Annotated in this window: 21 protein-coding genes and 1 pseudogene; 9 read left to right on the plus strand and 13 right to left on the minus strand. The window is 72.1% G+C overall.

From position 1 onward, the window contains the following. Positions 1 to 98: 98 nt before the first annotated feature. Positions 99 to 3,044, minus strand: a complete 2,946-nt coding sequence (gene uvrA / locus ACQP0U_RS23030) for an excinuclease ABC subunit UvrA (RefSeq protein WP_433310586.1) — start codon at positions 3,042 to 3,044, stop codon at positions 99 to 101. A 239-nt stretch (positions 3,045 to 3,283) separates the two neighbouring features. Beyond that, positions 3,284 to 4,353, minus strand: a pseudogene (rsgA, locus tag ACQP0U_RS23035) (ribosome small subunit-dependent GTPase A). A 179-nt stretch (positions 4,354 to 4,532) separates the two neighbouring features. Between rsgA and ACQP0U_RS23040 the strand changes: the two are divergent. Both ACQP0U_RS23040 and ACQP0U_RS23045 read left to right on the plus strand, forming a co-directional pair. Beyond that, complete coding sequence (locus ACQP0U_RS23040; RefSeq protein WP_433310589.1) at positions 4,533 to 5,249, plus strand: maleylpyruvate isomerase family mycothiol-dependent enzyme; 717 nt, start codon at positions 4,533 to 4,535, stop codon at positions 5,247 to 5,249. 7 nt (positions 5,250 to 5,256) lie between these two features. Continuing rightward, positions 5,257 to 5,910, plus strand: a complete 654-nt coding sequence (locus ACQP0U_RS23045; RefSeq protein WP_433310592.1) for an MBL fold metallo-hydrolase — start codon at positions 5,257 to 5,259, stop codon at positions 5,908 to 5,910. Positions 5,911 to 5,998: 88 nt separating this feature from the next. Here ACQP0U_RS23045 and ACQP0U_RS23050 read toward each other — a convergent pair whose 3' ends face one another. Together ACQP0U_RS23050 and ACQP0U_RS23055 are read right to left on the minus strand one after the other, a co-directional pair. Beyond that, positions 5,999 to 6,607 (minus strand): DedA family protein, encoded by a 609-nt coding sequence (locus ACQP0U_RS23050; protein WP_433310595.1) that lies wholly within the window; start codon positions 6,605 to 6,607, stop codon positions 5,999 to 6,001. Positions 6,608 to 6,709: 102 nt separating this feature from the next. Beyond that, positions 6,710 to 7,393 carry a class I SAM-dependent methyltransferase gene (locus ACQP0U_RS23055; protein ID WP_433310597.1) on the minus strand — a complete coding sequence of 228 codons (684 nt, stop codon included), beginning with the start codon at positions 7,391 to 7,393 and terminating at the stop codon, positions 6,710 to 6,712. A gap of 193 nt (positions 7,394 to 7,586) precedes the next feature. On the opposite strand from ACQP0U_RS23055, the gene ACQP0U_RS23060 reads away from it, so the two are divergent. Continuing rightward, positions 7,587 to 7,790, plus strand: a complete 204-nt coding sequence (locus ACQP0U_RS23060) for a cold-shock protein (protein ID WP_007462771.1) — start codon at positions 7,587 to 7,589, stop codon at positions 7,788 to 7,790. 48 nt (positions 7,791 to 7,838) lie between these two features. On the opposite strand, the gene ACQP0U_RS23065 is transcribed toward ACQP0U_RS23060, so the two are convergent. From ACQP0U_RS23065 to ACQP0U_RS23085, 5 genes are all read right to left on the minus strand, one after another. Next, entirely contained in the window at positions 7,839 to 9,119 is a 1,281-nt protein-coding gene (locus ACQP0U_RS23065) for an MFS transporter (protein WP_433310599.1), read from the minus strand. Continuing rightward, positions 9,116 to 9,691, minus strand: a complete 576-nt coding sequence (locus ACQP0U_RS23070) for an ArsR/SmtB family transcription factor (protein ID WP_433310602.1) — start codon at positions 9,689 to 9,691, stop codon at positions 9,116 to 9,118. The genes ACQP0U_RS23065 and ACQP0U_RS23070 overlap by 4 nt, the downstream gene beginning before the upstream one ends. 115 nt (positions 9,692 to 9,806) lie before the next feature. After that, positions 9,807 to 10,682 (minus strand): hypothetical protein, encoded by an 876-nt coding sequence (locus ACQP0U_RS23075; RefSeq protein ID WP_433310605.1) that lies wholly within the window; start codon positions 10,680 to 10,682, stop codon positions 9,807 to 9,809. A gap of 158 nt (positions 10,683 to 10,840) precedes the next feature. Then, positions 10,841 to 12,520: a CocE/NonD family hydrolase gene (locus ACQP0U_RS23080; RefSeq protein ID WP_433310608.1), complete on the minus strand. Its 1,680-nt coding sequence runs from the start codon at positions 12,518 to 12,520 to the stop codon at positions 10,841 to 10,843. 3 nt (positions 12,521 to 12,523) lie between these two features. Beyond that, a complete protein-coding gene (locus ACQP0U_RS23085) occupies positions 12,524 to 13,039 on the minus strand; it encodes a MarR family winged helix-turn-helix transcriptional regulator (protein WP_433310611.1) in 516 nt (171 codons plus the stop codon). Positions 13,040 to 13,162: 123 nt separating this feature from the next. On the opposite strand from ACQP0U_RS23085, the gene ACQP0U_RS23090 reads away from it, so the two are divergent. Beyond that, the gene (locus tag ACQP0U_RS23090) at positions 13,163 to 15,289 is read left to right on the plus strand and encodes an MMPL family transporter (RefSeq protein ID WP_433310614.1); all 2,127 of its coding nucleotides are present in this window, start codon (positions 13,163 to 13,165) and stop codon (positions 15,287 to 15,289) included. Between the two features lie 45 nt (positions 15,290 to 15,334). On the opposite strand, the gene ACQP0U_RS23095 is transcribed toward ACQP0U_RS23090, so the two are convergent. Both ACQP0U_RS23095 and ACQP0U_RS23100 read right to left on the minus strand, forming a co-directional pair. Next, on the minus strand, positions 15,335 to 16,210 hold the full coding sequence (locus ACQP0U_RS23095; protein ID WP_433310617.1) for a transglycosylase SLT domain-containing protein: 876 nt from the start codon (positions 16,208 to 16,210) through the stop codon (positions 15,335 to 15,337). Between the two features lie 34 nt (positions 16,211 to 16,244). After that, positions 16,245 to 17,663, minus strand: coding sequence for a DedA family protein (locus ACQP0U_RS23100; protein ID WP_433310620.1), 1,419 nt, complete (start codon positions 17,661 to 17,663; stop codon positions 16,245 to 16,247). Between the two features lie 133 nt (positions 17,664 to 17,796). Here ACQP0U_RS23100 and typA point away from each other — a divergent pair, with 133 nt between their 5' ends. From typA to ACQP0U_RS23115, 3 genes are all read left to right on the plus strand, one after another. Beyond that, on the plus strand, positions 17,797 to 19,665 hold the full coding sequence (gene typA, locus ACQP0U_RS23105; RefSeq protein WP_433310623.1) for a translational GTPase TypA: 1,869 nt from the start codon (positions 17,797 to 17,799) through the stop codon (positions 19,663 to 19,665). A gap of 113 nt (positions 19,666 to 19,778) precedes the next feature. Then, the gene (locus ACQP0U_RS23110) at positions 19,779 to 20,636 is read left to right on the plus strand and encodes a serine hydrolase (protein WP_433310626.1); all 858 of its coding nucleotides are present in this window, start codon (positions 19,779 to 19,781) and stop codon (positions 20,634 to 20,636) included. A gap of 88 nt (positions 20,637 to 20,724) precedes the next feature. After that, positions 20,725 to 21,426, plus strand: coding sequence for a lysoplasmalogenase (locus ACQP0U_RS23115; RefSeq protein ID WP_433310629.1), 702 nt, complete (start codon positions 20,725 to 20,727; stop codon positions 21,424 to 21,426). On the opposite strand, the gene ACQP0U_RS23120 is transcribed toward ACQP0U_RS23115, so the two are convergent. Beyond that, entirely contained in the window at positions 21,395 to 22,192 is a 798-nt protein-coding gene (locus ACQP0U_RS23120; RefSeq protein WP_433310632.1) for a tyrosine-protein phosphatase, read from the minus strand. The two genes, ACQP0U_RS23115 and ACQP0U_RS23120, sit on opposite strands and share 32 nt — an antisense overlap. Positions 22,193 to 22,236: 44 nt before the next feature. Between ACQP0U_RS23120 and ACQP0U_RS23125 the strand changes: the two genes are divergently transcribed. Continuing rightward, positions 22,237 to 23,334, plus strand: coding sequence for a mandelate racemase/muconate lactonizing enzyme family protein (locus ACQP0U_RS23125; RefSeq protein WP_433310635.1), 1,098 nt, complete (start codon positions 22,237 to 22,239; stop codon positions 23,332 to 23,334). A gap of 60 nt (positions 23,335 to 23,394) precedes the next feature. After that, the gene (locus ACQP0U_RS23130; protein ID WP_433310637.1) at positions 23,395 to 24,351 is read left to right on the plus strand and encodes an NlpC/P60 family protein; all 957 of its coding nucleotides are present in this window, start codon (positions 23,395 to 23,397) and stop codon (positions 24,349 to 24,351) included. Positions 24,352 to 24,355: 4 nt separating this feature from the next. Here ACQP0U_RS23130 and ACQP0U_RS23135 read toward each other — a convergent pair whose 3' ends face one another. Beyond that, positions 24,356 to 25,354, minus strand: coding sequence for a TerC family protein (locus tag ACQP0U_RS23135; protein ID WP_433310640.1), 999 nt, complete (start codon positions 25,352 to 25,354; stop codon positions 24,356 to 24,358). Positions 25,355 to 25,460 lie beyond the last annotated feature (106 nt).

Below are 25,460 nucleotides of genomic sequence, written 5' to 3' on the forward strand. Positions count from 1 at the left end.
TGTGCCGGATGGTTCATTGCGGCATTCGTCCGACCCGCAAATGAAGTGGGGCGGGTCGAAATTCGACCCGCCCCACCCGACGAACACGCACACAGAGGTCAGCGCGCGGCGGCCGACACCTTACGGCTGGCCCGCGCCTTGGTCACGCCGTTGGCCTTGGCCGCCCGGGTGGTGGCGGCAGCCGCACCCTTGGCCTTGCCGTCGAGCTTGAGCACCTGGCGCAGGAACTCGCCGGTGTGGCTCTCGGCGACCTCGGCGACCTCCTCCGGGGTGCCGGTGGCGAGCACGGTACCGCCGCGGTGACCACCCTCGGGACCCATGTCGATCAGCCAGTCAGCGGTCTTGATCACGTCGAGGTTGTGCTCGATGGTGATCACCGTGTTGCCCTTGTCGACGAGCCCCTCCAGCACCATCAGCAGCTTGCGGATGTCCTCGAAGTGCAGACCGGTGGTCGGCTCGTCGAGCACGTAGACCGTCCGCCCGGTGGACCGCTTCTGCAGCTCGGAGGCGAGCTTGACCCGCTGCGCCTCACCACCGGAGAGGGTCGGCGCGGGCTGACCGAGGCGGACGTAGCCCAGACCGACGTCGACAAGCGTCTTGAGGTGCCGGTGGATGGCCGGGATGGCGGAGAAGAACTCGGCGGCCTCCTCGATCGGCATCTCCAGCACGTCCGAGACGGTCTTGCCCTTGTAGTGCACCTCCAGGGTCTCCCGGTTGTACCGGGCTCCCTTGCAGACCTCGCACGGGACGTACACGTCAGGGAGGAAGTTCATCTCGATCTTGATGGTGCCGTCGCCCGAGCACGCCTCGCAGCGCCCGCCCTTGACGTTGAACGAGAACCGGCCCGGGCCGTACCCGCGTACCTTCGCCTCGGTCGTCTCGGCGAAGAGCTTGCGGACGTGGTCCCAGACCCCGGTGTAGGTGGCCGGGTTGGAGCGCGGCGTCCGGCCGATCGGCGACTGGTCCACGCCGACGACCTTGTCCACGTTCTCCAGACCGGAGACCCGGGTGTGCCGACCGGGCACCATGCGGGCGCCGTTGATCTGGTTGGCCAGCACCGCGTAGAGGATGTCGTTGACAAGCGTCGACTTGCCCGACCCGCTGACCCCGGTGACCGCGATCAGCTGGCCCAGCGGGAACGAGACGGTCAGGTTGCGCAGGTTGTGCTCCCGCGCCCCGTGCACCACCAGCTCCCGGCCCGGGTCCTGAGGGCGGCGGCCCGTCGGCGTCGGGATCGACCGCCGACCGGACAGGTACGCCCCGGTGATCGACTCCTTGTTCTTCAGCAGCGCCGGCACCGAACCGCTGTGCACGATCTTGCCGCCGTGCTCACCCGCGCCCGGCCCGATGTCGACGATCCAGTCGGCGGTGCGGATGGTGTCCTCGTCGTGCTCCACCACGATCAGCGTGTTGCCCAGCCCGCGCAGCCGGATCAGGGTCTCGATCAACCGGTGGTTGTCGCGCTGGTGCAGCCCGATCGACGGCTCGTCGAGCACGTAGAGCACGCCCACCAGGCCGGAGCCGATCTGGGTGGCCAGCCGGATGCGCTGTGCCTCACCGCCGGACAGCGTGCCGGCCGGGCGGTCCAGGGAGAGGTAGTCCAGGCCGACGTCGAGCAGGAACCGCAGCCGGGCGTTGATCTCCTTGAGGACCCGCTCGGCGATCATCTTCTGCCGGTCGGTCAGCTCGATGCCGGCGAGCAGGTCGGCGCACTCCCCCACGGACAGGTTGCAGACCTCGGCGATGCTCTTGCCCGCCAACGTGACCGCGAGCACCTCGGGCTTGAGTCGGGCACCGCCACACGCCGCGCAGGGCACGTCGCGCATGTAGCCCTCGTACTTGTCGCGGGACCACTCGGACTCGGTGTCGGAGTGCCGGCGCTCGATCCACTGCACCACGCCCTCGAAGCCGGTGTAGTAGGAGCGCTCACGGCCGTACTTGTTGCGGTAGCGCACGTGCACCTGGTCGTCGGAGCCGTGCAGGATCGTCTTCTGCGCCCGCGCCGGCAACGCCCGCCACGGGGTGTCGATGTCGAAGTGCTGGGCCTCGCCGAGCGCCTCCAGCAGGCGCAGGAAGTATTCCAGGTTGTGCCCGGTGGACCAGGGCTGGATGGCGCCCTCGCGCAGGCTGCGCTCCGGGTCGGGGACCAGCAGCTCCGGGTCGACCTCCTTCTTGGTGCCCAGACCGGTGCACTCCGGGCAGGCGCCGTAGGGCGCGTTGAAGGAGAAGACCCGGGGCTCGAGATCCTCGATGGCGAGCGGGTGGTCGTTGGGGCAGGCCAGGTGCTCGGAGTAGCGGCGCTCGCGGTCCGGGTCGTCCTCGGGAAGGTCGACGAAGTCGAGCAGGACCAGGCCACTGGACAGGCCCAGCGCGGCCTCGACCGAGTCGGTGAGGCGCTGCTTGGCGCTCGGCTTCACGGTGAGCCGGTCGATCACCACCTCGATGGTGTGCTTCTCCTGCTTCTTGAGCTTCGGCGGCTCGGTCAGCGGGTGCACCACGCCGTCGACCCGGGCCCGGGCGTAACCCTTGGCCTGCAGCTCGGCGAAGAGGTCGACATATTCGCCCTTGCGGCCGCGGATCACCGGGGCGAGCACCATGAACTTGGTGCCCTCGGCCATGGCGAGGACGCGGTCGACGATCTGCTGCGGGCTCTGCCGGGAGATGCGCTCACCGCAGACCGGGCAGTGCGGCTCACCGATGCGGGCGTAGAGCAGACGCAGGTAGTCGTAGACCTCGGTGATGGTGCCGACCGTCGAACGCGGGTTACGTGAGGTGGACTTCTGGTCGATCGAGACGGCCGGGCTCAGGCCCTCGATGAAGTCGACGTCTGGCTTGTCCATCTGGCCGAGGAACTGCCGGGCGTACGACGAGAGCGACTCGACGTACCGGCGCTGCCCCTCGGCGAAGATCGTGTCGAAGGCCAGGCTCGACTTGCCCGACCCGGACAGCCCGGTGAACACGATGAGTGCGTCCCGGGGCAGGTCGAGACTGACGTCACGCAGGTTGTGCTCGCGCGCGCCACGGATGATCAGTCGGTCGGCCACGGTGCGTGTACTCCCGGGAGAAGACGAAGCGAAGGATCTGTCCCGCTCTGGGTGGTCTTGAGCGGTCGTGCGAGCGCGGAAAACACGCCTCGGCAACTCTAGCCCCGAGGTATGACAGTTTCCCCCGCCCGCACATTCCCCCAGCTCAGCCCGGTCGGCCGCCCCGCCGGCAAGCCCCGCGCACCCGCCATCGGCGGGTGCGCGTTCAGAGGCCTCCAGGGCCCGGGCGGGCGCACAGCTCAGAAGCCGCCGGGCGTCGGCGGGCGCGTGGCCCGGCGTCGGGCCGAACGCCACCCGCCGCGCCGCTCCGCCGCCACCCGGGCCTCCCGCCGTCGACTCTCGTGGGCCACCTCACCCTGCAGCCGCCGCCAGCTCTCCCACCGACGGGTGGAGAGTTCGCCGGTGTGCAGCGCCTCCCGGACCGCGCAGGCGGGCTCGCCGTCGTGGCCGCAGTCGGCGTACCGGCAGCCCTCGGCCAGCCCGGCGATGTCGGCGAACGCCCGGTCCAGCCCGGCCGCGCCGTCCAGCAGGCCGACCGCCCGCACACCGGGCGTGTCGATCACCGCACCACCACCGGGGACGGGTACGAGAGCCCGCCAGGTGGTGGTGTGCCGACCCTTGCCGTCGACGCGCCGGATCGCCTGGGTGGGCATCATCACCGCCCCGACGAGGGCGTTGACCAGGCTCGACTTCCCGGCACCCGACGGGCCGAGCAGGCCGAGCGTGCGGCCGGGCGCCACCTCGGCGCGCAGCGGGTCCAGCCCGAGGCCACGTTCGGCGCTGACCGGCAGCACCGGCACCCCGGGGCGACCGCGGCGAGCTGGCGGGCCAGCGCGGTCGGGTCGGCCGCAAGGTCCGCCTTGGTCAGCACGACCAGTGGCCGGGCGCCGGACTCGTGGGCCAGGGAGAGCAGCCGCTCGATCCGGCCCACGTCCGGCTCGGGGTGCACCGGCTCCACCACGGCGGCGGCGTCGAGGTTGGCGGCCAGCACCTGGCCGCTGGCGTCCTTGCCGGCGGTACGCCGGATCAGCGCGGCCCGCCGCGGCAGCACCACCTCGACGGTGACGCGGCGGTCCGGCCAGTGGGTGAGCAGCACCCAGTCCCCGGCGCAGGGCAGCGCGGACGGGTCCCGCGCGGCGGCGGTCAGCACCGCCCCACCCAGGCTGGCCCGGACCGGGCCGTCTGCGGTGAGCACCGTGCAGACCCCCCGGTCCACCCGGGCCACCCGGCCCGGCTGGTGCTCGCCGCAGCGCGCGGCGTACGCCGTCCGCTCGGCGTCCCAGCCGAGGGCGGTCAGATCGATCTTCATGGCATCCTCATCGGTGTCGAAGCTGGTGATGGCGGAACACGCGTGCCACGTCCGGCATGATCACCACCTCCGTCCGATGTCCCGGTGCCGCGTCTGCCGCTGACGGTAGGTCGCGCGACGACGCGCCGAAAGCGATTTCCCCGGCGACGGCGTGGGCGGCGGACCGCTAGTGTCGACGGGTGACCACGGATCCGCTGCTGCTGATGGGCGAGGTGGACGCGGCCACCAGCCGACTACTGCGTACCGCTGCGTCTTTCGACGCCGCGGACCTGGCCGCCGCGTCGCTGCTGCCGGGCTGGACGCGTGGCCACGTGCTGGCGCATCTGGCGCGCAACGCCGACGGCTTCGTCAACCTGCTCACCGCGGCCCGCACCGGGGAGGCGCTTCCGATGTACGCCTCGCTGGAGGCCCGCACGGCGGACATCGAAGCCGGTTCGGGCCGACCACCGGCCGAGCACCTGGACGACCTGCGACGCACCGCGGACCTGTTCGCCGAGGCGGTCGCGGCGATGCCGGCCGAGGCCTGGGCGGCGACGGTGCAGGCACGCAAGGGCCCGTGGCCGGCGGCGCTGCTGGTCTGGGGCCGGCTGCGGGAGATCGAGGTGCACCACCTCGACCTGGCCGCCGACTACCGTGCCGCGGACTGGTCGGAGACGTTCGCCCACCGACTGCTGCGTGAGGCGGCCAGCCATCACGCCACGGCGCCGACACCGCCGTCGATGGTGCTCCGCCTCGACGGCAGCGAGCACGAGGTGGTGATCGGGGAGCGCGTCGGCGCCCCGATCGTCGCCGGTCCCGCCCCCGACCTCGCCGCCTGGCTGATCGGCCGTGCCGACGGCGCCCCGCTCTCCGTCACTCCCGACGGCCCCCTGCCTACTCCACCGGAATGGATATAGAAACCTCATGACATACAGCGGAGACGTCACGCACGGCGGCGCACCGGCGGTTCGGGAGCTGGACGGGCTGACCATCAGCAAGCTGTCGGTGGGCCCGATGGACAACAACGCCTACCTGCTGCGCTGCACCGGCACCGGTGACCAGGTGCTGGTCGACGCCGCCAACGAGGCACCCCGGCTGCTCGAACTGATCGGCGACGGTGGGCTCACCGCAGTGGTGACGACCCACCAGCACATGGACCACTGGGTGGCGCTGGAGGAGGTCGTCGCCAAGACCGGGGCCCGGGCGCTGGTGCACGCCGATGACGCGGAGGGGCTGCCGATCGAGGCGGAGCGGCTGGCCGACGGCGACACAGTGGCGGTCGGCGACTGCGCGCTGGAGGTCATCCACATCAAGGGGCACACCCCGGGTTCGATCGCGCTGCTCTACCGCGACCCGGCCGGCACCCCGCACCTGTTCACCGGCGACAGTCTCTTCCCCGGTGGGGTGGGCAACACCGACAAGGATCCGGAGCGCTTCGCGGCGCTGATCGGCGACGTCGAGCGCAAGCTGTTCGACCAGCTACCGGACGACACCTGGTTCTACCCGGGCCACGGCAAGGACAGCACCCTGGGCGCCGAACGCCCCGCCCTCCCCCAGTGGAAAGCACGAGGCTGGTAACCGCCCGGAGCCGGGCGCGGCGGGCCCCCGCCCCCACCCACCGCAACCCGGCTCCAGGCGCCCCCACGCCCCCAGGAAAGAAGCAGACTCAGCCGACGACGGAGAACAACCGCCGCCGCGCCCCCAGCAACGCGACGGAGGCCAGCACCAGCCCGACGCCCATGGTGACCAGGAGCGGGCTGGGGTCGCCCGGCAGCAGCCCGGCCACCGACCGTGACGCGGTGCCCAGGGCGAGGTAGAGACCGGCCCAGGCGGCCGCGCCGATCGTCGCGCAGCCGAGAAATCGGCGGTACGACATCCGCAGCCCGCCGGCGGCCAGTGGCAGCAGCGCGTTGAAGACGGGCAGGAACGGCGCGACGACCATCATCCGGCCGCCTCCGCGGCGCAGGATTCCTTCCGCCGCCGTCCACCTGGCCTCGCCGATCCAGCCGCCGATGCGGCTGTGCCGCAGTCGGTCGGAGTAGCGACGGCCGATCAGGAAGCTCAGCGACCAGCCGGCCAGGCAGCCGATCAGCACCGCGGTGAAGGTGGCCAGCCCGGTGGCTGGGCGGCCGACCCCGACGGCGGCGAGGATCGCCACGTCGCCGGGGATGAGGACACCCAGCAGGGGTACGGCGTCGAAGAGCATGACGAGCCCGAGCGCACCCATCAGCAGCAGAACCGGTAGTTCTCCGATCTGGGTCAGCCATTGCGTCATGCGTCGACGCTATGGCCGCCGCGCCACTTCGGACATCGGGTCGTAGCCCCCAGTGGCCCCTGGTATCCGCCTCGGGGTCGCCCCTGAGTCGCGGTCGCCGTCTCAGTCGGGGCGCAGCACCTGCACGTGGCGTAGCGACGAGTCGACCGACGGTTCGGTGGTGGGCACCGGGTAGTCGGCCAGCACGGTCAGGCGGTCTGTCGGCAGGTGTCCACGGCCGGGGTCGCCGACCAGCACGTCGACGCCCGCGGCGGCGGCCCGCTGCAGGAAGGGCAGCATCCGGTCGGCCATCGCGCGGTCGTAGAAGACGTCCCCGGCGACCACCAGGTCGACTTTCGCCTCGGTGCCGTCGAGCAGGTCGTCGCCGGTGGCGTCGACGGCGACATGGTTGGCCCGTGCGTTGAGGGTGACGGCGGCGACGGCGTACGGGTCGATGTCGTTGGCGATCACCTCGGTGGCGCCGGCCAGCGCGGCGGCGATGGCCACCAGCCCGGACCCGGCGGCGAGGTCGAGGACCCGGCGGCCGGCGGCCAGCTCCGGGTGGTCCAGGAGGTGGCGGGCCAGGGCCTGTCCTCCAGCCCAGGCGGACGCCCAGTACGGCGCCGGCAGCGCGTGCCCGGCGGCGGCCTCCATCCGGGCCCACCAGACGATCGCGTCCTCGGCCAGGTGCAGCCGCACCTCGGGGACGAACGGGGTGGGCATCAACCGGAGCCGGTCCAGACCTGCCCCGGGCGCGTCGATCTCGCGTTCCAGCTCGGTCAGCGCGTCGGCTGCGGCACCCCTCATCGGCGCAAGCATGCCCCAGCGGCGGTTGGTCGGGGCGGGTTTCGCATGCCGCCGCGCAGAGTTCACCCGACTTCACCCAAAGACCTACGGCACTTCGGCCAGCGGATCGGGGTTTTGCCCGTTACTGTCGGACAGGTACGGGCGATCATCGGCCAGAGGCCGAGGGTCAGCCGCTTTGAACAGGGAGAGATGCATGGCAACCGGCACGGTTAAGTGGTTCAACTCGGAAAAGGGCTTCGGCTTCATCGAGCAGGACGGTGGAGGGCCGGACGTGTTCGTCCACTACTCCGCCATCGCTTCGAGCGGATACCGGGAGCTCAACGAGGGCCAGAAGGTCGAGTTCGAGGTGACCCAGGGGCAGAAGGGTCCGCAGGCGGACAACGTCCGCCCGATGTAGCTCCGTGCCGGTGACGGCGGCCGGTCTCCGGCCGCCGTCGCAGCGCACTCAAGACGCCACCGGGGCGGCGGGCAGGTCCCGCCGCCTCCGGATTGGCCCAACCAACAGAATCAACGGGGTGAGCGCCAGCCAGGCGGTCATCCCGACAATTGCCGTCCCGACGCCGTAACGTGCGCCGATCGCACCGGCCAGCACGGCTGCCAGCGGGATCGTGCCGTAGTTGAGCAGGTGCATGCTCACCGTCACCCGGCCCAGCAGGTGGTGTGGCGTGTACGTCTGCCGGAAGGCGCCCTTGACCACGTTGCCGATGGCCACCCCGAGGCCGATCAGCAGACCGCCGAGGGCCGGCCAGGCCAGCCCGACGCCGGGTGCGGCGAGGGGGATGAGCAGCGCGGGCGGCCCGGTGAGCGCCGCCGCGATCAGCAGGGCCCGTGCGGTGCCGCAGCGTCGGGCCACCGTGGTGGCGAGCAGCGCTCCGATGATCCCCCCAGCGCTCATCACGCCGACGAGCCCGCCCACCAGGCCCGGTTCGAGACGCAGTTCGCGGACCAGGTAGACCACCAGGACGGCCTGATAACCGGTCAGCCCGATGTTGCTGGCCGCACCGAAGACCGTGAGCACCCGCAGGTACGGGTCCCGGATGACGAAGCGCAGCCCCTCGGTGATGTCGCGGCGCAGCGACCGGGACCGCTCCGCCGGGCGTACGCGTGGTTCGCGGGTGCGGATCCGCAGCAGGAACACCGCGGAGAGCAGGAATGTGAGCGCGTCCAGCAGCAGTGCGGCGACGGCACCGGTGAGCTGGGCGATCAGGCCGGCGAGGCCGGGGCCGACGACGTAGCTCGCGGTCTGGGTCGCCTGGAGCTTGGCGTTGCCCTCCGGTAGTTGCCCGGGTCGCAGCAGCACCGGCAGGTAGACCTGGTCGGCGGTTTCGAAGAAGACCCGCGCGGCGCCGGCGCTGAGGGCGACCACCAGCAGCTGCGCGACGGTGAGCCGGTCCAGGAGGGCGGCCAGCGGCACGCTGAGGAAGGCCACCGCGCAGAGCAGGTCGCAGAGCACCATCACCGGTCGGCGGGGCAGCCGGTCGACCCAGGCGCCGGCCGGCAGGCCGATCAGCAGCCAGGGCAGCCAGGCCGCGGCGGTGAGCACCGCCACCTGGAAGGTGCCGGCGTCGAGGACGGCGACCGCGACCAGGGGCAACGCGACGGTGGTGACGTTGCTGCCGACGCTGCTGACCGCCTGGCCGGCCCAGAGCAGCCGGAAGTCGCGGTGCCGCAGCAGCCCTCCTCTCGGCCGGACGTCGGTGGGCTCGCTGCGGGTGGCGGTGGTCACGGTCGAGCCGGTACGCCGTGGACGAACACGAAGACCGGCCGGCGGTCGGCGTCGTCGTCGGGCAGGTCCCGGTCGGCCCAGCGGGCGAGGACGGCGAGCATCTCGCGGCTCAGCTCGGCCAACTCCTCGGGTGTGAGGCGCAGCCAGTGGTCGGTGGAGAACGGCGCGTCGTTCCAGGTGGCCTGGGTGGTCTCGTCGGCGGCGTGCCAGGCTCGGGCCAGGGCGACGTGCCGGTCCAGGTTGAGCGAGGTGGCGGCGTCGGCGACCGCTCGCGAGGCCGGGTCGGCGTCGAAGTCGGTGTTGGACCAGCGCAGGCCCCGGGTGACCAGGCGCCACCACCGCTCGCGCCGGTCCCGGGCCAACTCGGGCGCCTCGGTGACCAGGTCCGCGGCGGCGAGGACCTTGAGGTGGTGGCTGACGTTCGCGGGGGCCTGGTCGGTGCGTTCGGCGAGCAGCCCGACGGTGGAGGGCCCGTGGACCTTGAAGACGTCCATCAGCCGGCGGCGCAGGGGGTGGGACATGGCGGCCAGCACCCGGGAGTCGGTGATCTGGCGTACGTCGGAGCTGTCCATGACGACAGAATGGCATCCGCAATGACTCTTCCGCAATGTTTATTGCTCAAGAATCATTGCGGATGTGCCGAGAGGGGCGGCCCGGCGGCTACGGGCCGCCCCCCCCCCCCCCCGCTCAGGCGACCAGCCGGCGGGCCAACTCGTCGGCGACCTGCTTGGCCATGGTGGGTGGGATGGCCGCGGCGATCTTCTCCGGGGTCAGCGAGGCCAGCACGCCCTGGACGATCGCCGGCTCGTCGGTGAAGTCCCGGTTGGACAGCGCGGTCAGCGCCGTCTGCAAGGCGCTCACCTGGGCGGCGAGCGATGTCAGCGTCGGGTGCGCCGAGGTGAAGTTCGGGACGGTGGCATCCTCGCCCATCGCCATCCGGGTGTAGATCTGCCCGATCGGGTTGCGGCCGTCCAGCACTGTGAGGTTCTTGTGGACGGTGGCCAGCCAGTTGTGTTCTTCGGGGGTCATGTCGTCGTCCTCCAGGAGTCCGATGGAGCTGAGGTACCGGCGGAACAGGGGCCGCTGGTCGCGACCCGCCTTGATGGCGTCGCGGAAGAAGCTGAAGTGGGTGTGCCAGCGGTGTGAGCTGTCGCCGCTGGTGCGCTTGCCGAGGCGGTCCCACCGTCTCACCGTGGTGCCGTCGGGGCTGTAGATGATCTCCCGGATGTCCCGGGTGTCGGCCGCGTTGGCCGCGCACTGCGCGACGCACCAGACCGAGAAACTGGGCAGGGTGTTCGTACGACCACCGGAGAGGACACTGAACTGGCCGACGTCAAGCGCCGCCGCGTCCAGGGTCAGCCCGGCCCGGTCGCGGGGCGACTCGACCACCGAGTAGTCGTTGGTGACAACCCGGTCCGATCCGCAGTGGTAGCCGCCCCGGTGGGCCGAGTCGCCGACGATGCCGACCTCGCCCGGGTCCAGGTCGTCTGAGCCGGGGGCGTTGTCGAGGTGTGTGAGGAGCAGGCTTCGGACGGCCAGAAGGTTAGCCGGGGCCCGGGTCATGGGGTCCCCCTTTCCGAGAGGTGGGGACCGGGCACGACGTCACACCGCGTACGCGGCGCTGGGCTTTGGACGAGCCCGGTCTACTGGTGCACGGCGCCGGGCGTTGACTCAACCATAGCCCGCGTTTCTGACAAACGCCCAGCTCAGGAGGGGTCTGTTCAGAATGGATATTCAGGCGCGACAGAGTGGACGATCGGCAGCAGCAGCGCCGACGGGTAATCCGGGTCGTGCAGAACCTGCCGCCAGCCGGCACGCAGCGTCACCGCCGTACCGAGCGGTTCCCCGGTGCCAGGGTTGCGGGCCCACCGTGGATGGGCGCCACCGGAGACCTGCACCCGCAGTCGGTGCCCGGCGGCGAACCGGTACGCGGTCGGCCAGAGCGGCACCGGGATCCGCAGCACCCCGGACGGGTCGGCCGGGAAGCGCTCGGGTGTGACCCGCACCAGACCGTCGCAGACGTTCCACGAGCGACCCCGGCGGTCCACGTCGCACAGACGAACGAAGACGTCCAGGTACGGCAGGTCGCTGCGGACGTGGATCTCGGCGCGAACCGGGCCGATCACCTCGACCGGCCCGGTCAACGGGGCACTGGTGTAGGTCAGCACGTCGGGGCGGGCCTCGACGCGGCGGTTGTCCACCGAGCCGGCCCGCTTGGCGACGAGCAGCGGCCCACCCAGCGACGGGGTGGGGTCGGCGGGGTCGTAGCGGAACTCGTCAGGCGTCGACACGAGCGGTGGGCGTGCCGCCAGCGCGCCACCGGGTTGCAGGTGCCAGGCGGTCTCGACCGCCGGCGGGGGCCAGTCCGGCAGGTCCCGCCAGCCACCGCCGGCGCCGCTGACGTACAGCCGGACGGGTGGCCCGGCGGGCCGTGGTCGTCCGCGCGGTCCAGACGGGGCCGGCAGGTGCTCGTCGAGCCAGGCCAACCCCTCACGCAGCGCGGCCACGAACAGTCCGGGGCTGCCGTGCGTCCACGGGCCGATCACCAGGCGCGTCGGTGTGCCGGCGGCGCGCAGAACGGCGTGGTCGTCGAGCTGGGCGGGCAGGAAGATGTCGTGCCAACCGCTGACCATGACCACCGGCGCCCGCACCTGGGCGACCTGGTCGGCGAAGACACGGGTCCGCCAGTAGGCGGCCTGCGGGGTGTGGTGGCGCAGCCACTCCTGGAAGAACGGAATGGTCACGCCGGTGGCCACCCGGTCGGCGTCGGCCAGGGGGAGGTGCTCCAACGCGGCGGCCAACCGGGGCTGCCCCCGTTTGAGCTCCCGCTGCCGGGCCAGCCACGGCACAGTCTGCGCGTGCAGCAGCTCCGCCCAGGTCAGCACGGTGTCCAGGGCGAAGGACTCCCCCGCGTACGTCGAGTCCCTGGTGGCCGAGGCGGTCACCACGGCGACCATCGCGCGCAACTCCTCACCGGCGTCGGCGGCCAGCGCCCACTGCGCGAAGCCCTGGTAGCTGACCCCGAACATGCCGAGTTGGCCGGACCACCAGGGTTGGCGACGCAGCCAGTCCAGGGTGTCCATGCCATCGGCGCGCTCGTGTACCAGCGGTGCGAACGTCCCACCGGAGCCGCCGGTGCCCCGGCACGACTGGATCACCGCGTGTCGACCTCGGGCGGCCAGCAGCCGACCGAGCAGCCGCAGCGGTCCGCCCCGCCCGTAGGGAGTGCGGATCAGCACTGTCGGCGCGCCACCGACGCCCGGGGCGTAGTGATCGGTGCGCAGCACCACACCGTCGCGGGCCCGCACCGGGAGGTCACGGGTGACCCGCACCGGGCCGGGGCGGGTCGGTGGCAGGCGCAGCGCGGCGCTGGCGAGGCGAGTGACGAGCCTGGCCGGCACCGGTCAGCCCGTCGGGCGGCGGGGTGGCTCCGGCCGGGCGGCGCGCACCGCGTCCCGGTGCCCCCGCAGCGACTCACTCATCTCCGCCATGAACCGGTGCACCACCTCCAGCTCGTCCTCGCCGAATCGGGCCATCACGGTGTCGGTCCGGGCGCCCAGCGGCTGGAAGAACTCCATGGCCAGGGCGGCGCCCTGGTCGGCGTAGTGCAGCAGCACCTTGCGTCGGTCGATGGTGTCCCGGTCCCGGCGGATGTGCCCGGCCCGTTCCAGTCGGTCGATCAGGGCCGTGACCGAGCCGGAGGAGAGGTTCAGCTGCGCGCCGAGGCGGCCGGGGGTGATCGGGTCACCGAGCAGCTCGGCGTCCATCACCGCGATCAACGCCTGCAGGTCGGTCGGGTTGAGACCGTGCAGGTTGGCGAAGGCGTGGCCGACCTGCTGGGCGTCCACCGCGTACCGCCGGAGGTTGTTGGTGATCTCCGCGACCAGCTGCTCGCGGCGCGTGTCGCGCCGTCGGTACATGCCGTGAGTCGCCACCTCGCGCCGCTCTTCCCGTCGTCGGTCCCCCGGGTTGCAGCATAGAACAGCCCTCGATAATCTCGACTATCAAGATACTCGGCTTCCGAAAGACCTTGAGGTCACCTGATGTCTGTGTTCACCAGAGTCGCCCGTGGCCGGCTGGCCGCCTGGCTCACCGTGGCCGCCGCGATCGTCGTGGCCGCGGCCGTCTTCGGAACACCCCAGCCGGACAACCCGGCGCCGGTCTCCGCCACCGGCCTGTCCGCGCAGTGGCAGTCGACCCAGGTGCAGCGTCTCCAGGACCAGCTGCCCTCCAGCGACGTGCAGCCGGCCATCGTGGTGATCAGCCGTGGCGACGGTGGCGCGCTGAACGACGCCGACCGGGCCGCCGTCGGCGCTCGCGCCGACGACCTGCGCCGCTTCGCGGCGGACGGGCAGGTCAGCCCCGCCCAGGTATCCCCGGACGGGGCGGTGGCCCTCGTCGCCGTGCCGCTGGACACCGCCGGCGGGCAGGAGGTCGTCACCGACACGGTGAGCCAGCTACGCACCGCCCTCGCGGACCTCCCCGACGGGCTGACCGCCGAGGTGACCGGCTCCCCGGCCTTCACCGCCGACCTGTCCTCGGTGTTCGACGGCGCCGACATCACCCTGCTCGCGGTGACCGCCGCAGTGGTCGCGCTGCTCCTGCTGATCACCTACCGCAGCCCGTTCCTGTGGATCGTGCCGCTGGTCGTGGTCGCCGCGACCGAGCAGCTCACCCTGCGCGCGGTGGACGTCATCGTGCCGGGCGTCGGCATCAACCTCCAGCAGGGCCAGGTCACCGGCATCGCCAGCGTGCTGGTCTTCGGCGCCGCCACCGACTACGCGCTGCTGCTCATCGCCCGCTACCGGGAAGAGTTGCACCGCGAGGAGGACCGGTTCGCGGCGATGCGCGCCGCGCTGCGCCGCACTGCGGAGCCCATCCTCGCCAGCGGTGGCACCGTCGTCCTCGGTGTCCTCACCCTGCTGCTCAGCGAGCAGGAGACCAACCGGGCACTGGCGGTCGCCTGCGCCACCGGTGTGGTCTTCGCCATGCTCTCGGCCCTGTTCGTGCTCCCCGCCGTGCTGGTGCTCTTCGGTCGCGGCCTGTTCTGGCCGTTCGTACCCCGGGTCGGCGGCCCGGTCCGCGAGGGGCGACTCTGGGGTCGACTCGGCACCGCCGTGCAACACCGCCCGGTGGTGGTCGCCACGCTGGCCACCCTGCTGCTCGGCGGCCTGGCACTGGGTGGGCTCGGCATCCGCACCGGCCTGTCCGAGACCGAACAGTTCCGGGCCGAACCCGAGGCGGTGACCGGGGCACAGACCCTGGCCAGGGCCTTCCCCGCCGGCAGCACCCAACCCGTCGCCGTGATCACCACCCCGGCGGCGGTGCGGGCGGTCACCGACGCCGCCACCGCGGTACCCGGTGTCGCCTCGGCGCGCCCCGGCGACGCCGGCACTGCCGTCGCCCAGGTCGACGTGGTCCTCGACGCCGAACCCGGCACCACCGCCTCGGACCGGGCGATCGAGGCGCTGCGCGAGGCGGTCGCCGCCGTTCCCGACTCCGCGCCGCCGGCCGCCGCCGGCGCCGACGCACCGTCCGGCGCGATCGTCGGTGGCTCCGTCGCCGCCACCTACGACTCCGACGAGGCCAACGACCGTGACCTACGACTCATCCTGCCGATCATCCTGCTGCTGGTCGGTGCCGTGCTCGTGCTGCTGCTGCGCGGCCTGCTCGCACCGCTGCTGCTGGTGCTCACCGTGATCGCGTCGTTCTTCGCCAGCCTCGGCGCGGCCTGGCTGCTCTTCGACCACGTGCTGGGCTTCCCCGCCCTGGACAGCGGCGTGCTGCTGCTCGCCTTCGTGTTCCTGGTGGCACTCGGGGTGGACTACAACATCTTCCTGGTCACCCGAGCCCGGGAGGACGCCCGCACCGCCGGCACCCGCGCCGGGATGCTCTCCGCCCTGCGGGTCACCGGCGGCGTCATCACCAGCGCCGGCGTGCTGCTCGCCGCGGTCTTCGCCGTGCTCGGCGTGCTGCCGCTGATCACCCTGACCCAGATCGGCATCATCGTCTGCATCGGTGTCCTGCTCGACACCCTGCTGGTCCGCACGGTCCTGGTGCCGGCGCTGGCATTCCTGCTCGGCGACCGCTTCTGGTGGCCCGGCCGCATCACGCCCGACCCGGTGCAGGCCAGCCCGAGGTCGACCGAGCCGGTTGCCGCGCACGACTGACCAACACGTCGGGGCCGTGGCGAATCCGTCACGGCCCCGACGAGGTCAGTACGCCAGGCAGACGCACTCGCTCATCAGCGCCCGCACGTTGCGCACGTACGACGGATTGGGGATGGCCAGCGGCTCCCCCTCCCGCGCCACCGCGCCGTGCCCGAAGTTGTACGCGGCGATGACGGCGTTGAGCAGGCAGGAATTCAACTCGCTGGTGCACAGTGCCGGGTCGAGACGGAAGTCGGACTCGAAGTACATGTCACCGATGTACTTCGTCGCCCAGGCCAGGTAGGTGGCGCCGAGGTAGGCGTTGTCCTGGTAGGCGTCGATCTTGTAACTCTTGTCGAAGCGCTGGTTCATCCACGTCGCGGTGTCCGGCATCACCTGCAACAGCCCGACCCCACCGTCGCAGGCGTAGATGTTGGACTGCCAGCCACTCTCCTGCCACGCGGTGGCCTTGAGCAGGGTGAGCGGGATCTTGATATCGGGTGCCGAGACCGGCCAGTAGGTGCGGTTGGCCGCGTCGGTCAGCGCCGCCTTCACCTCGGCCCGGGTCGCCTGGGTGCCCTTGTAGGTCGGCTTACAGGAACTCGGTGCCGGCTTCGGCGGCGCCGGCGGAACCTCGGTCTCGGTGGGCGGCTTCGCCACCGCGCGCGGCTTCGGTGCCGCCCGGGTCGGCTTCTTCGTCGGCTTCGGGGTCGGGGTCGCGCTACGACTCGGCGCGGCGCCCATCGACTCCACGGCGCTCACCGACGGGCTCAGCTCCCCGCTGACCTCGTCGGACGGGGCATCCGTCGGCCCGTCCGTGACGGCGACCGGCGCGGCCAGGTCCTGTGGGCTCTCCCCCTTGGCTGCGCAGCCGACCAGCGCGCTCGCCAGCAGGAGCCCGGCGAGCACTGCGGCGGCCAGCCGGCCCGTCCGTCGAACCATGCCGTTGCCTCCCCCGTGTGACAGTCGCCGCACCCTAACAAGGTTCGACCGGTCGGGGGTGCCCCTGCGACGACTGCGGGGCCTGGTCCACCGGCGCCTGACGATCCCCCACCGCCCGGTCCCGGGTCGCCCAGGCGACCATGAACACCACAGTCCAGAGCACCCCGAGCAGCACCGCCGCGGCGGTCCCGCTCGCCGTGTCCAGTCCGAGGTAGAGCCGCGCGCCGCCGACCCCGAGCACCCCCGCCGCGGCGGCGGTCCAGGCGGCCACGGCCACCGGCCAGTGGGCGCCGCGCGACACCAGCCAGGCCAGGGTGCAGAAGCTCGCCGCGACCACGGCGTTCTGGGTCGAGAGCGGCGCCGCCTCCCCGCCGCCCGGGGCGGTCCCGTTCGGGCCGGTCAGCTCGGCCACCACGGCCAGCACCACCAGCGGCACGAACGCGCCCACCGTGCCGACCACGCTGAGCAGGTCCGCCCGCCACGGCCGGTTGCGCCACGCCAGCACCGCCGCCACCAGCGCCACCAACAGGATCAGCACCGACCCGCGTACCACCGACACCACGACAAGCGTGGCGTCGGCGGCGTCCGGGGTACGCCGGGCGGCGAACCACCCGGCGATGGCGCCGTCCAGCGCGGCCAGCCCACTGTTGCGGACCGCCACCGCGAGCAGACCGGCGATGGCGAGCCCGGCGGCGAACAGCAACAGCAGGCCGGCGGCCAGGTTGAGCAGCAGCGTCCAGGCCGGGCCGATCCGCATGGCCACCAGGAAGAACAGCACCCCGTAGCGGGCGGTGAGCCACCGCACCGGGGGCAGCGCGCCGGCCCGGGACAGCAGCGCGCGCACCGGGTCGGGGTTACGGCCCAGCCACCTGCCGACGAGCACCACACCCACCAGCCCGGCCAGCAGCAGCAGCGCCACCCCGGTGGCCCGACCGAGCAGCCGGGAGACAGTGTCGTACGACTCACCGGCGAGGTGACCGAGCAGCACCGAGCCACCCACCCAGGTCACCACCCCGGCCAGGTTCCACAGGGCGAACCGCCGGTACGGCATGCCCGCCGCACCGGCCAGCCGGGGCACCAGGGTGCGGGCGAAAGCCACCCACCGGGCGGCGAACACCCCCCGCCCACCGAGGCGGGCCAGCATGGCGTCGGCACGGGCCCACCGCTCGGACCCGACCCGGTGACCCAGCCCCGCGCGCATTCGAGGGCCGTACCGCCGTCCGGCGCGGAAGGCCAGCCCATCGCCGAGGACCGCGGCGACGATCATCGCGAGCAACGCCGGCCCGAGCCGCAAGGTACCGTTGTAGGTGAGGAAGCCGACCAGCAGCAGGGTAGCCTCACCCGGCACGAGCAGGCCGAAGATCACCGCGGTCTCGCCCGCCACGATCAGCGCGGCGACCAGGTAGATCCACAGGGTGGGCAGACCCTGCACCCAGGTCAGCAGGTCGTGCACTCAGGCCCCCGGGACACGGGAGCCAGCATGCCAGCCGGGGGAACCACCGGCACAGCGGTTTCACCATAGATCAGGGGCACCTGGGGGTGACCCCGACGCAGCCTGCGCGAGCGCAGGCGGAAGGATAGAGGGTATGCAGCTTCGCACCGACCTCCGCAACGTCGCCATCATCGCTCACGTCGACCACGGCAAGACCACCCTGGTCGACGCCATGTTGCGGCAGGCCGGCGCGTACGGCGCACGCGGCGAGAACACCGAGCGGGTCATGGACTCCGGGGACCTGGAGCGGGAAAAGGGCATCACGATCCTGGCCAAGAACACCGGCGTGCACTACCTGCCGGCGGACGGCTCCGACCCGGTCACCATCAACATCATCGACACCCCCGGCCACGCCGACTTCGGCGGCGAGGTCGAGCGCGGCCTGACCATGGTCGACGGTGTGGTGCTGCTCGTCGACGCCAGCGAGGGCCCGCTGCCGCAGACCCGCTTCGTGCTGCGCAAGGCGCTGCGGGCCCGGATGCCGATCATCCTGGTGATCAACAAGGTGGACCGCCCGGACGCCCGGATCAAGGAGGTCGTGGACGACACCTACGAGCTCTTCCTCGACCTGGACGCCGACGAGGAGCAGATCGACTTCCCGATCGTCTACGCCTGCGCCCGCGACGGCATCGCCTCGCTGACCCAGCCCGCCGACGGCTCGGTGCCCGACGACAGCACCTCCCTGGAGCCGCTGTTCCGCACCCTGCTGGACACCATCCCGGCACCCGCGTACGAGGACGGCGCGCCGTTGCAGGCGCACGTCACCAACCTCGACGCCTCCCCGTTCCTCGGCCGGCTCGCGCTGTGCCGGGTCCGCCAGGGCACCATCAGCAAGGGTCAGACGGTGGCCTGGTGCCGCACCGACGGCAGCACCCAGCGGGTCCGCATCTCCGAGATGCTGATGACCGAGGGCCTGGAGCGCAAGCCGGCCGAGAGCGCCGGCCCGGGCGACATCATCGCCGTCGCCGGCATCCCCGAGATCATGATCGGTGAGACGCTCGCCGACGTCGAGAACCCGGTCGCGCTCCCGCTGATCACCGTCGACGAGCCGGCCATCTCGATGACCATCGGCACCAACACCTCGCCGCTCGTCGGCCGGGTCAAGGGCTCCAAGGTCACCGCGCGGATGGTCAAGGACCGGCTCGACAAGGAGCTGATCGGCAACGTGTCGCTGCGGGTCCTGCCCACCGAGCGGCCGGACGCCTGGGAGGTGCAGGGCCGCGGCGAGCTGGCGCTGGCCATCCTGGTCGAGCAGATGCGCCGGGAGAGCTACGAGCTGACCGTCGGCAAGCCGCAGGTGGTCACCAAGGAGATCGACGGCAAGACCTGCGAGCCGGTCGAGCGGCTGACCATCGACGCCCCGGAGGAGTACCTGGGCGCGATCACCCAGCTCCTCGCCACCCGCAAGGGCCGGATGGAGCAGCTGGTCAACCACGGCACCGGCTGGATCCGGATGGAGTGGCTGGTCCCGGCGCGCGGCCTGATCGGCTTCCGCACCGAGTTTCTGACCGACACCCGGGGCACCGGCATCCTGCACCACGTCTTCGAGTCGTACGAGCCGTGGTTCGGTGAGCTGCGCACCCGCAACAACGGTTCGCTGGTCGCCGACCGGGCCGGCGCGGTCACCGCCTTCGCGATGATCAACCTTCAGGAGCGCGGCCAGCTCTTCGTCGACCCCACCACCGAGGTGTACGAGGGCATGATCGTCGGGGAGAACTCCCGCTCCGACGACATGGACGTCAACATCACCAAGGAGAAGAAGCTCACCAACATGCGGGCGTCGACCTCCGACGAGACGGAGAAGCTGATCCCGCCGCGCAAGCTCTCGCTGGAGCAGGCCCTGGAGTTCTGCCGCGAGGACGAGTGCGTCGAGGTCACCCCGACCGCGGTGCGCATCCGCAAGGTGGTGCTCGACCAGCAGCTGCGGGGCCGCGCCGCCGCCCGCCGCAAGCACGCCGGCTGACCCACCAGCACCCGACACCGGGCGCGTCGGCCGCTTGCGGCCGGCGCGCCCGTTCGCTTCCCGGCGACAGGTACGCGAACCCGCCCACTCCGTGATCCGCTACGGTCACCGGCATGACCTGGGATGATCTCGACGCCCACCTGGACCGGGTGCCCGGCACCGTCTCCGCGTACGTGGGACGGCTCGACACCCCGCCGACCTGGACCCGGCACGCGGACGCCACCCACTACGCCGCGAGCACCATGAAGGTGGCGGTGCTCGCCGCGCTGCACCGCGCCGCCGAGGCCGGCACCCTGGACCTCGACGCCCCGGTTCCGGTCGTCAACGACTTCGACTCCGCCCAGCCCGGCGCACCCCGCTTCGCCTGCGCGCAGCCCTACGACAACGACGACGCGGTCTGGGACCTCCTCGGCGGCACCACGTCGCTGCGCTGGCTGGCCGACCGGATGATCGTGCGCTCCAGCAACCTCGCCACCAACCTCGCCCTCGGCCACGTCGGGCTGCCCGCGGTCGCCGAGGTCTGGGCGCTCGCCGGCGCCCGCAACAGCGTCACCGGCCGCGGCATCGAGGACTTCGCCGCCCGCGAGGCAGGCATCACCAACACCGTCACCGCCGCCAACCTGGCCGCCCTGCTCGGCGCCCTGGCCAGCGGGGCCGACACCCCCGGCCAACTCGCCTCGCCGACGGCCTGCGCCACCATGCTGGACGTCCTGCTCGCCCAGGAGCACCGCGAGGACCTCGCCGCCGGCCTACCCGAGGGCACCCGCATCGCGCACAAGAGCGGTTGGGTGCGCGGCGTCCGGCACGGGGCCGGCGTGGTGCTGCCCGACGACGCCCCGCCGTACCTGATCGCCGTCTGCACCACCACCGACCTGGACGGCAGCGACGACGGCGACGAGGTGGAGGACGACGCCTGCCTGCTGCTCGCGCACATCTCGGCGCAGGTCTGGGCCGCCCGCCACCAACTCTGACCCCACGACCTCGGCGGCGAGGCCAGCGCCGCGCTCGACACCCGCCGACTCCGGCTAGGCTGCTCGCACCCCCACCCCGGAGCCGCCGATGCCCCGCAGTCGCACCGTGCTGATCGCCTTCCTCGTCGTGACGGCAGCGAACCTGCTGGCCAACGCCACCGGGGGCGGCCTGGCCTTCCTGCTCACCAAGCCGCTGCTGATGCCGCTGCTGGCCGCGTACCTCTGGCGGGCCAGCGCCGAACGCGCGGCCCGACCGGACCGGCTGCTCCTCGCCGGGCTGGCCTTCGCCACCGGCGGCGACGTCGCCCTGATGATCGACGGCACCGGCTGGTTCCTCGCCGGCATGGCCTGCTTCCTCGGCACACACCTGTGCTACCTCGCGGCCTTCACCCGACACGGCGCCGCGACCGCGCTGCGCCGTGCGCCGCTGGTCGCCGTCCCCCTGGGGTACGCGGTGCTGACCGCCGTCGCCCTGACCTGGATGTGGGCGGGGCTGGCCGATGCCGGGCTGGCCGTGCCGGTGGCCGGCTACGCGCTCGCGCTGGCCGCCATGGCCACCACCGCCACCACCCAGGGCTGGCGCGTCGGACTCGGCGCCGCGCTGTTCCTCGGCTCCGACCTGCTGATCGCCGCCGGGGTGGCCGACGTGGCCCAACCACCCGGCGCGCCGGTGCTGGTGATGGCGACCTACGCCGCCGGCCAGGCACTGATCGTCACCGGTCGGGCGGCCCGCGCCGGCACACCCACCGACGCGCCTGTCACTCCAGCAGCTGCGCCCGCAGCGCCCTGAGGTCGGAATCGGTGAGCCCCAACCCGTCCCGCAGGTACGCGTCGAACGAGCCGTGCACCCGACGCACCTCGGCGTAACCGGCGTCGAGGTACTCGGCGCGAACCTCCAGCACCGGCAGCACCGCGTCGACGTCCAGCTCGGGGTTCCTCCGTCGCATCGCCTCGACGATCACCGCCCGCAGGCTGTCGGTCAGCTCGTTGTTGCGCAGGTAGTCGGCGCGGATCGCCGCCTCGTCCACCCCGAGCGCCGTCAACAGGATGACGGTCAGCCACCCGGTGCGGTCCTTGCCGGCGGAGCAGTGGTAGAGCAGCGGCAGGTTCTCCGGCTGGGCCGCCAGCCGCACCGCCTCGGCGAAACCGACCCGCGCCGACTCACCGGTGACGAACCAGCGGTAGATCGCCGCCATCGCCTCCGCCGTGCCCTGCCGGGCCAGCTCCGCGTACGCGTCCAGGTCGTGACCGAGCAGCACCGCCGAGACGTACGTGAAGACCGGGTGCTGCGGGTCGTGCACCGGCAGGCGCACCACCCGTGGCTCACCGGCGAACCGGTCCTCCGGCGCGACCGCGATCTCCGTGCCGTCGCGCAGGTCGACCACGCACGCCGGCCCCAGCTTCGCCAGCACCGGCAGATCCTCGTCGGTCAGCCGACCCAGCGCCGGAGTACGGATCAACTGGCCGACACGCACCCGCCGCCCGTCCGCGCCGACGAGCCCGCCCAGGTCACGCGCGTTCGGTGCACCCACCAGCTCCCAGCCCTGCCCGGTCATCCGGTCTCCCCTCCCACCGTGAACCTCCGTATAGGGTGCCTCACATGACGATCTCGGCGGTACGCACCCACCGGGTTTCCGCCCCCTTACACACCCCGTTCGTCACCGCGCTGCGTCGTACCACCACAGTGGACACCCTGGTCGTCGAACTCGTCGACAGCGACGGCCGGTCCGGCTTCGGCGAGGCGCCCCAGGTCTGGCAGGTCACCGGCGCGTCGGTCGCCGGCGCGCAGGCGTGCGTCCACGAGTTGCTCGGCCCGCAGTTGGTCGGCCGTGACCCGGACGACCTGGTGACCCGGTGCGCCGAGGTGCAGCGCGCGGTCGTCGGCAACGAGGCCGCGAAGGCGGCGGTGGACGTCGCCCTGCACGACCTCGCCGCGCGGCGGTTGGGCGTACCCCTGGTGCGGTTGCTCGGGGGCACCACGCTGCGGGTCCCGACGGACGTCACGCTGGCGGCGGGCGACGCGGTGGACCTGGCGGCCGCGGCACGGCAGCGGCAGGCCGACGGCTTCGGCGTGCTCAAGTTGAAGGTCGGCACCGACGCGGCCGGCGACCTGGACCGCGTACGCGCGGTACGGGCCGCGGTCGGCCCCGGCACCCGGATCCGGCTGGACGCCAACCAGGGTTGGACGCCCCGGGAAGCGGTCCGGGTGATCCGGGGTATCGAGGACGCCGGGCTCGACGTGGAACTTGTCGAGCAGCCGGTGATCCGCTGGGACCTGGACGGGCTGGCCTGGGTCAGCGACCGGGTGTCCGTGCCGATCCTGGCCGACGAGGCGGTCTTCGGGGTCCGTGATTTGGTGGAGGTGATCCGCCGCCGGGCCGCCGACCTGGTCAACGTCAAGCTGGCCAAGTGCGGTGGGCTGCACCCGGCCCGCACCCTCCTCGAGCTGGCCACCGCCCACGGGCTCGGCACGGTGGTCGGCTCGATGATGGAGAGTCAGGTCGGCATCGGGGCGGCGGCGAGCCTGGTCGCCGCGTACGGCACCACGGCGGTCGCCGACCTGGACGCCGCCTGGTGGCTGGCCTGGTCACCGGTGCAGGGCGGGATACGCTACGACGGGGCGACCGTGGTGCTGCCGGACGCCCCTGGCCTGGGCATCTCCGGCCTCGCTGAAGCAAAAGTGCAGGCTCGCGGTTGATGACCGTGGGTTTCTTTCATAGGGTTTCCCCTGGACAGCCGACACGATCTGGGGGTTGACGTGGAGCTGCAACCGGGCCGCGAGGCCGTCGTCCGGGTCGCCGTGGCGACGCTGTGGACCTCACCCGAGGCAGTCCGCCCGGTCGACCGCCCAGCGCTGACCGCAGGCGCCGACATCCCCACCTGGGTCTCCGGAATGGACACCGACCAGCAGGTCGGCGACTGCGTGCTGAGCCAACTCCTGCTCGGCGAACGGGTCCTCGTCAGCGAGATACGCCCGGACGGCTGGGCGCGGGTCGTCGCCGTCGAACAACCCGCCGCCAAGCTGGACCCTCGCGGCTACCCGGGCTGGCTCCCCACCGAGCAGCTCGCCGTCAGCGACCCGGCCCGGACCAGCACCGACCACCCCCTGGTGGTGGACGCCACTGTCACCGGGCTGCACGCCGCCCCGAACGGGCCGGTGGAGCTGCCCGGCGTCGTCGTCGGCACCCGCCTCGTCCCGGCCGGCCCCGCACACGACGACTGGCGGCCGGTGCACGTCCCCGGCCGGCCCGCGCCGCTCTGGCTGCCCGACGGCCACCTGGTCCCGGCGTCGGCCGCGTCGCCGACCGCCGAGCAGGCGCTCGCGGTGGCACAGCGGCTGCTGGACGTGGTCTACATCTGGGGCGGTCTCTCCGCGCACGGCATCGACTGCTCGGGGCTGGTGCATCTGGCCTGGCGGCGGTTCGGGGTGCTGCTGCCCCGCGACGCCGACGACCAGGCCGTGGCCACCACCCCACTGCCGTTGGGCGCGGAACGCCCCGGCGACCTCTACTTCTTCGCCCGCCCCGGTCGCAAGATCCATCACATCGGCATTGTCACCGCCCCGCCCGGCGACGGCGGCCAGCGCCGGATGCTGCACGCCTGCTACCGGCGGCGGCGGGTCATCGAGGAGCCGCTGCCGGCCGATCGGACCGCGACGCTTGTCGGCGCGCACCGGGTCGGACCGGCCGGGCGCGTGTCCGCACCCGGCCGGTAACCGGTCAAGGTCGGGCGTCGGCCAACTCGCGGCGCCGGTCCCGGGAGGACTTGATCAGGCTGGCGGCGGTGGCGACGCCCAGGGTGCCGATGATGACCAGCAGCGACAACCAGATCGGGATGTGCGGCGCCCAGCCGACGTGCTCGCCACCGTTGATGAACGGCAGGTTGTTGTCGGCCAACGCCTCCAGCACCAGCTTGACCCCGATGAAGCCGAGGACGACGGCCAGGCCGTAGCTCAGGTAGATCAGCCGGTCGAGCAGGCCACCGAGCAGGAAGTAGAGCTGACGCAGGCCCATCAGCGCGAAGACGTTAGCGGTGAAGACCAGGTACGGCTCCTGGGTGATGCCGAAGATCGCCGGGATCGAGTCCAGAGCGAAGATCAGGTCGGTGGTGCCGATCGCGATCATCACGATCAGCATCGGGGTGAACAGCCGCTTGCCGGCCACGTGGGTGGTGAGCTTCGCGCCGTCGTAGTTCTTCGAGATCGGTAGCGCCTTGCGGCTCCAGCGGATCAGCACGTTCTCGGAGAACTCGTCCTCGTCCGGCTCACCCTGCCGGGCCAGGTTCACCGCGGTGTAGATCAGGAACGCGCCGAAGATGTAGAAGACCCAGGAGAACTGCGTGATCAGCGCCGCACCGGCGGCGATGAACCCGCCGCGCATCACCAGCGCCAGCACGATGCCGACGAGCAGCACCTTCTGCTGGTACTGCCGGGGCACCCCGAAGCGGGCCATGATGATCACGAAGACGAAGAGGTTGTCCACCGAGAGGCTGTACTCGGTCAGCCAGCCGGTGTAGAACTGCCCGGCCGCGCTGGCCCCGGAGGTCAGCCAGACCCCCACGCCGAAGATCAGGGCAAGACCGACGTAGAAGCCGACCCAGAGGCTCGACTCCCGAACACTCGGCTCGTGCGGGCGCCGACCAATGATCAACAGGTCGACGAGCAGGACCGCAGTCAGTGCGACAAGCGTTCCCGCCCACACCAATCCGGACACGTCCAACGTTCATTCCTCCGGCAGACACGCGGCGTCGGGCACACCGTACGCCCCCGCGAGGGCCGGTGTACCGCTGTCGCTCACTCTGGTGACTGTCGGAGGTCTCTTCCGC

The organism is Micromonospora sp. CA-269861, from assembly GCF_050948505.1.
Classification (GTDB): Bacteria; Actinomycetota; Actinomycetes; order Mycobacteriales; family Micromonosporaceae; genus Micromonospora.

What these genes read in the sequence shown, in the direction of transcription:
- ACQP0U_RS23045 (WP_433310592.1), top strand. Translation starts at nt 5,257, where the DNA reads ATGACATACAGCGGAGACGTCACGCACGGCGGCGCACCGGCGGTTCGG.
- ACQP0U_RS23050 (WP_433310595.1), bottom strand. Translation starts at nt 6,607, where the DNA reads ATGACGCAATGGCTGACCCAGATCGGAGAACTACCGGTTCTGCTGCTG.
- ACQP0U_RS23055 (WP_433310597.1), bottom strand. Translation starts at nt 7,393, where the DNA reads ATGAGGGGTGCCGCAGCCGACGCGCTGACCGAGCTGGAACGCGAGATC.
- ACQP0U_RS23060 (WP_007462771.1), top strand. Translation starts at nt 7,587, where the DNA reads ATGGCAACCGGCACGGTTAAGTGGTTCAACTCGGAAAAGGGCTTCGGC.
- ACQP0U_RS23070 (WP_433310602.1), bottom strand. Translation starts at nt 9,691, where the DNA reads ATGGACAGCTCCGACGTACGCCAGATCACCGACTCCCGGGTGCTGGCC.
- ACQP0U_RS23075 (WP_433310605.1), bottom strand. Translation starts at nt 10,682, where the DNA reads ATGACCCGGGCCCCGGCTAACCTTCTGGCCGTCCGAAGCCTGCTCCTC.
- ACQP0U_RS23085 (WP_433310611.1), bottom strand. Translation starts at nt 13,039, where the DNA reads ATGTACCGACGGCGCGACACGCGCCGCGAGCAGCTGGTCGCGGAGATC.
- ACQP0U_RS23090 (WP_433310614.1), top strand. Translation starts at nt 13,163, where the DNA reads ATGTCTGTGTTCACCAGAGTCGCCCGTGGCCGGCTGGCCGCCTGGCTC.
- ACQP0U_RS23095 (WP_433310617.1), bottom strand. Translation starts at nt 16,210, where the DNA reads ATGGTTCGACGGACGGGCCGGCTGGCCGCCGCAGTGCTCGCCGGGCTC.
- typA (WP_433310623.1), top strand. Translation starts at nt 17,797, where the DNA reads ATGCAGCTTCGCACCGACCTCCGCAACGTCGCCATCATCGCTCACGTC.
- ACQP0U_RS23110 (WP_433310626.1), top strand. Translation starts at nt 19,779, where the DNA reads ATGACCTGGGATGATCTCGACGCCCACCTGGACCGGGTGCCCGGCACC.
- ACQP0U_RS23115 (WP_433310629.1), top strand. Translation starts at nt 20,725, where the DNA reads ATGCCCCGCAGTCGCACCGTGCTGATCGCCTTCCTCGTCGTGACGGCA.
- ACQP0U_RS23120 (WP_433310632.1), bottom strand. Translation starts at nt 22,192, where the DNA reads ATGACCGGGCAGGGCTGGGAGCTGGTGGGTGCACCGAACGCGCGTGAC.
- ACQP0U_RS23125 (WP_433310635.1), top strand. Translation starts at nt 22,237, where the DNA reads ATGACGATCTCGGCGGTACGCACCCACCGGGTTTCCGCCCCCTTACAC.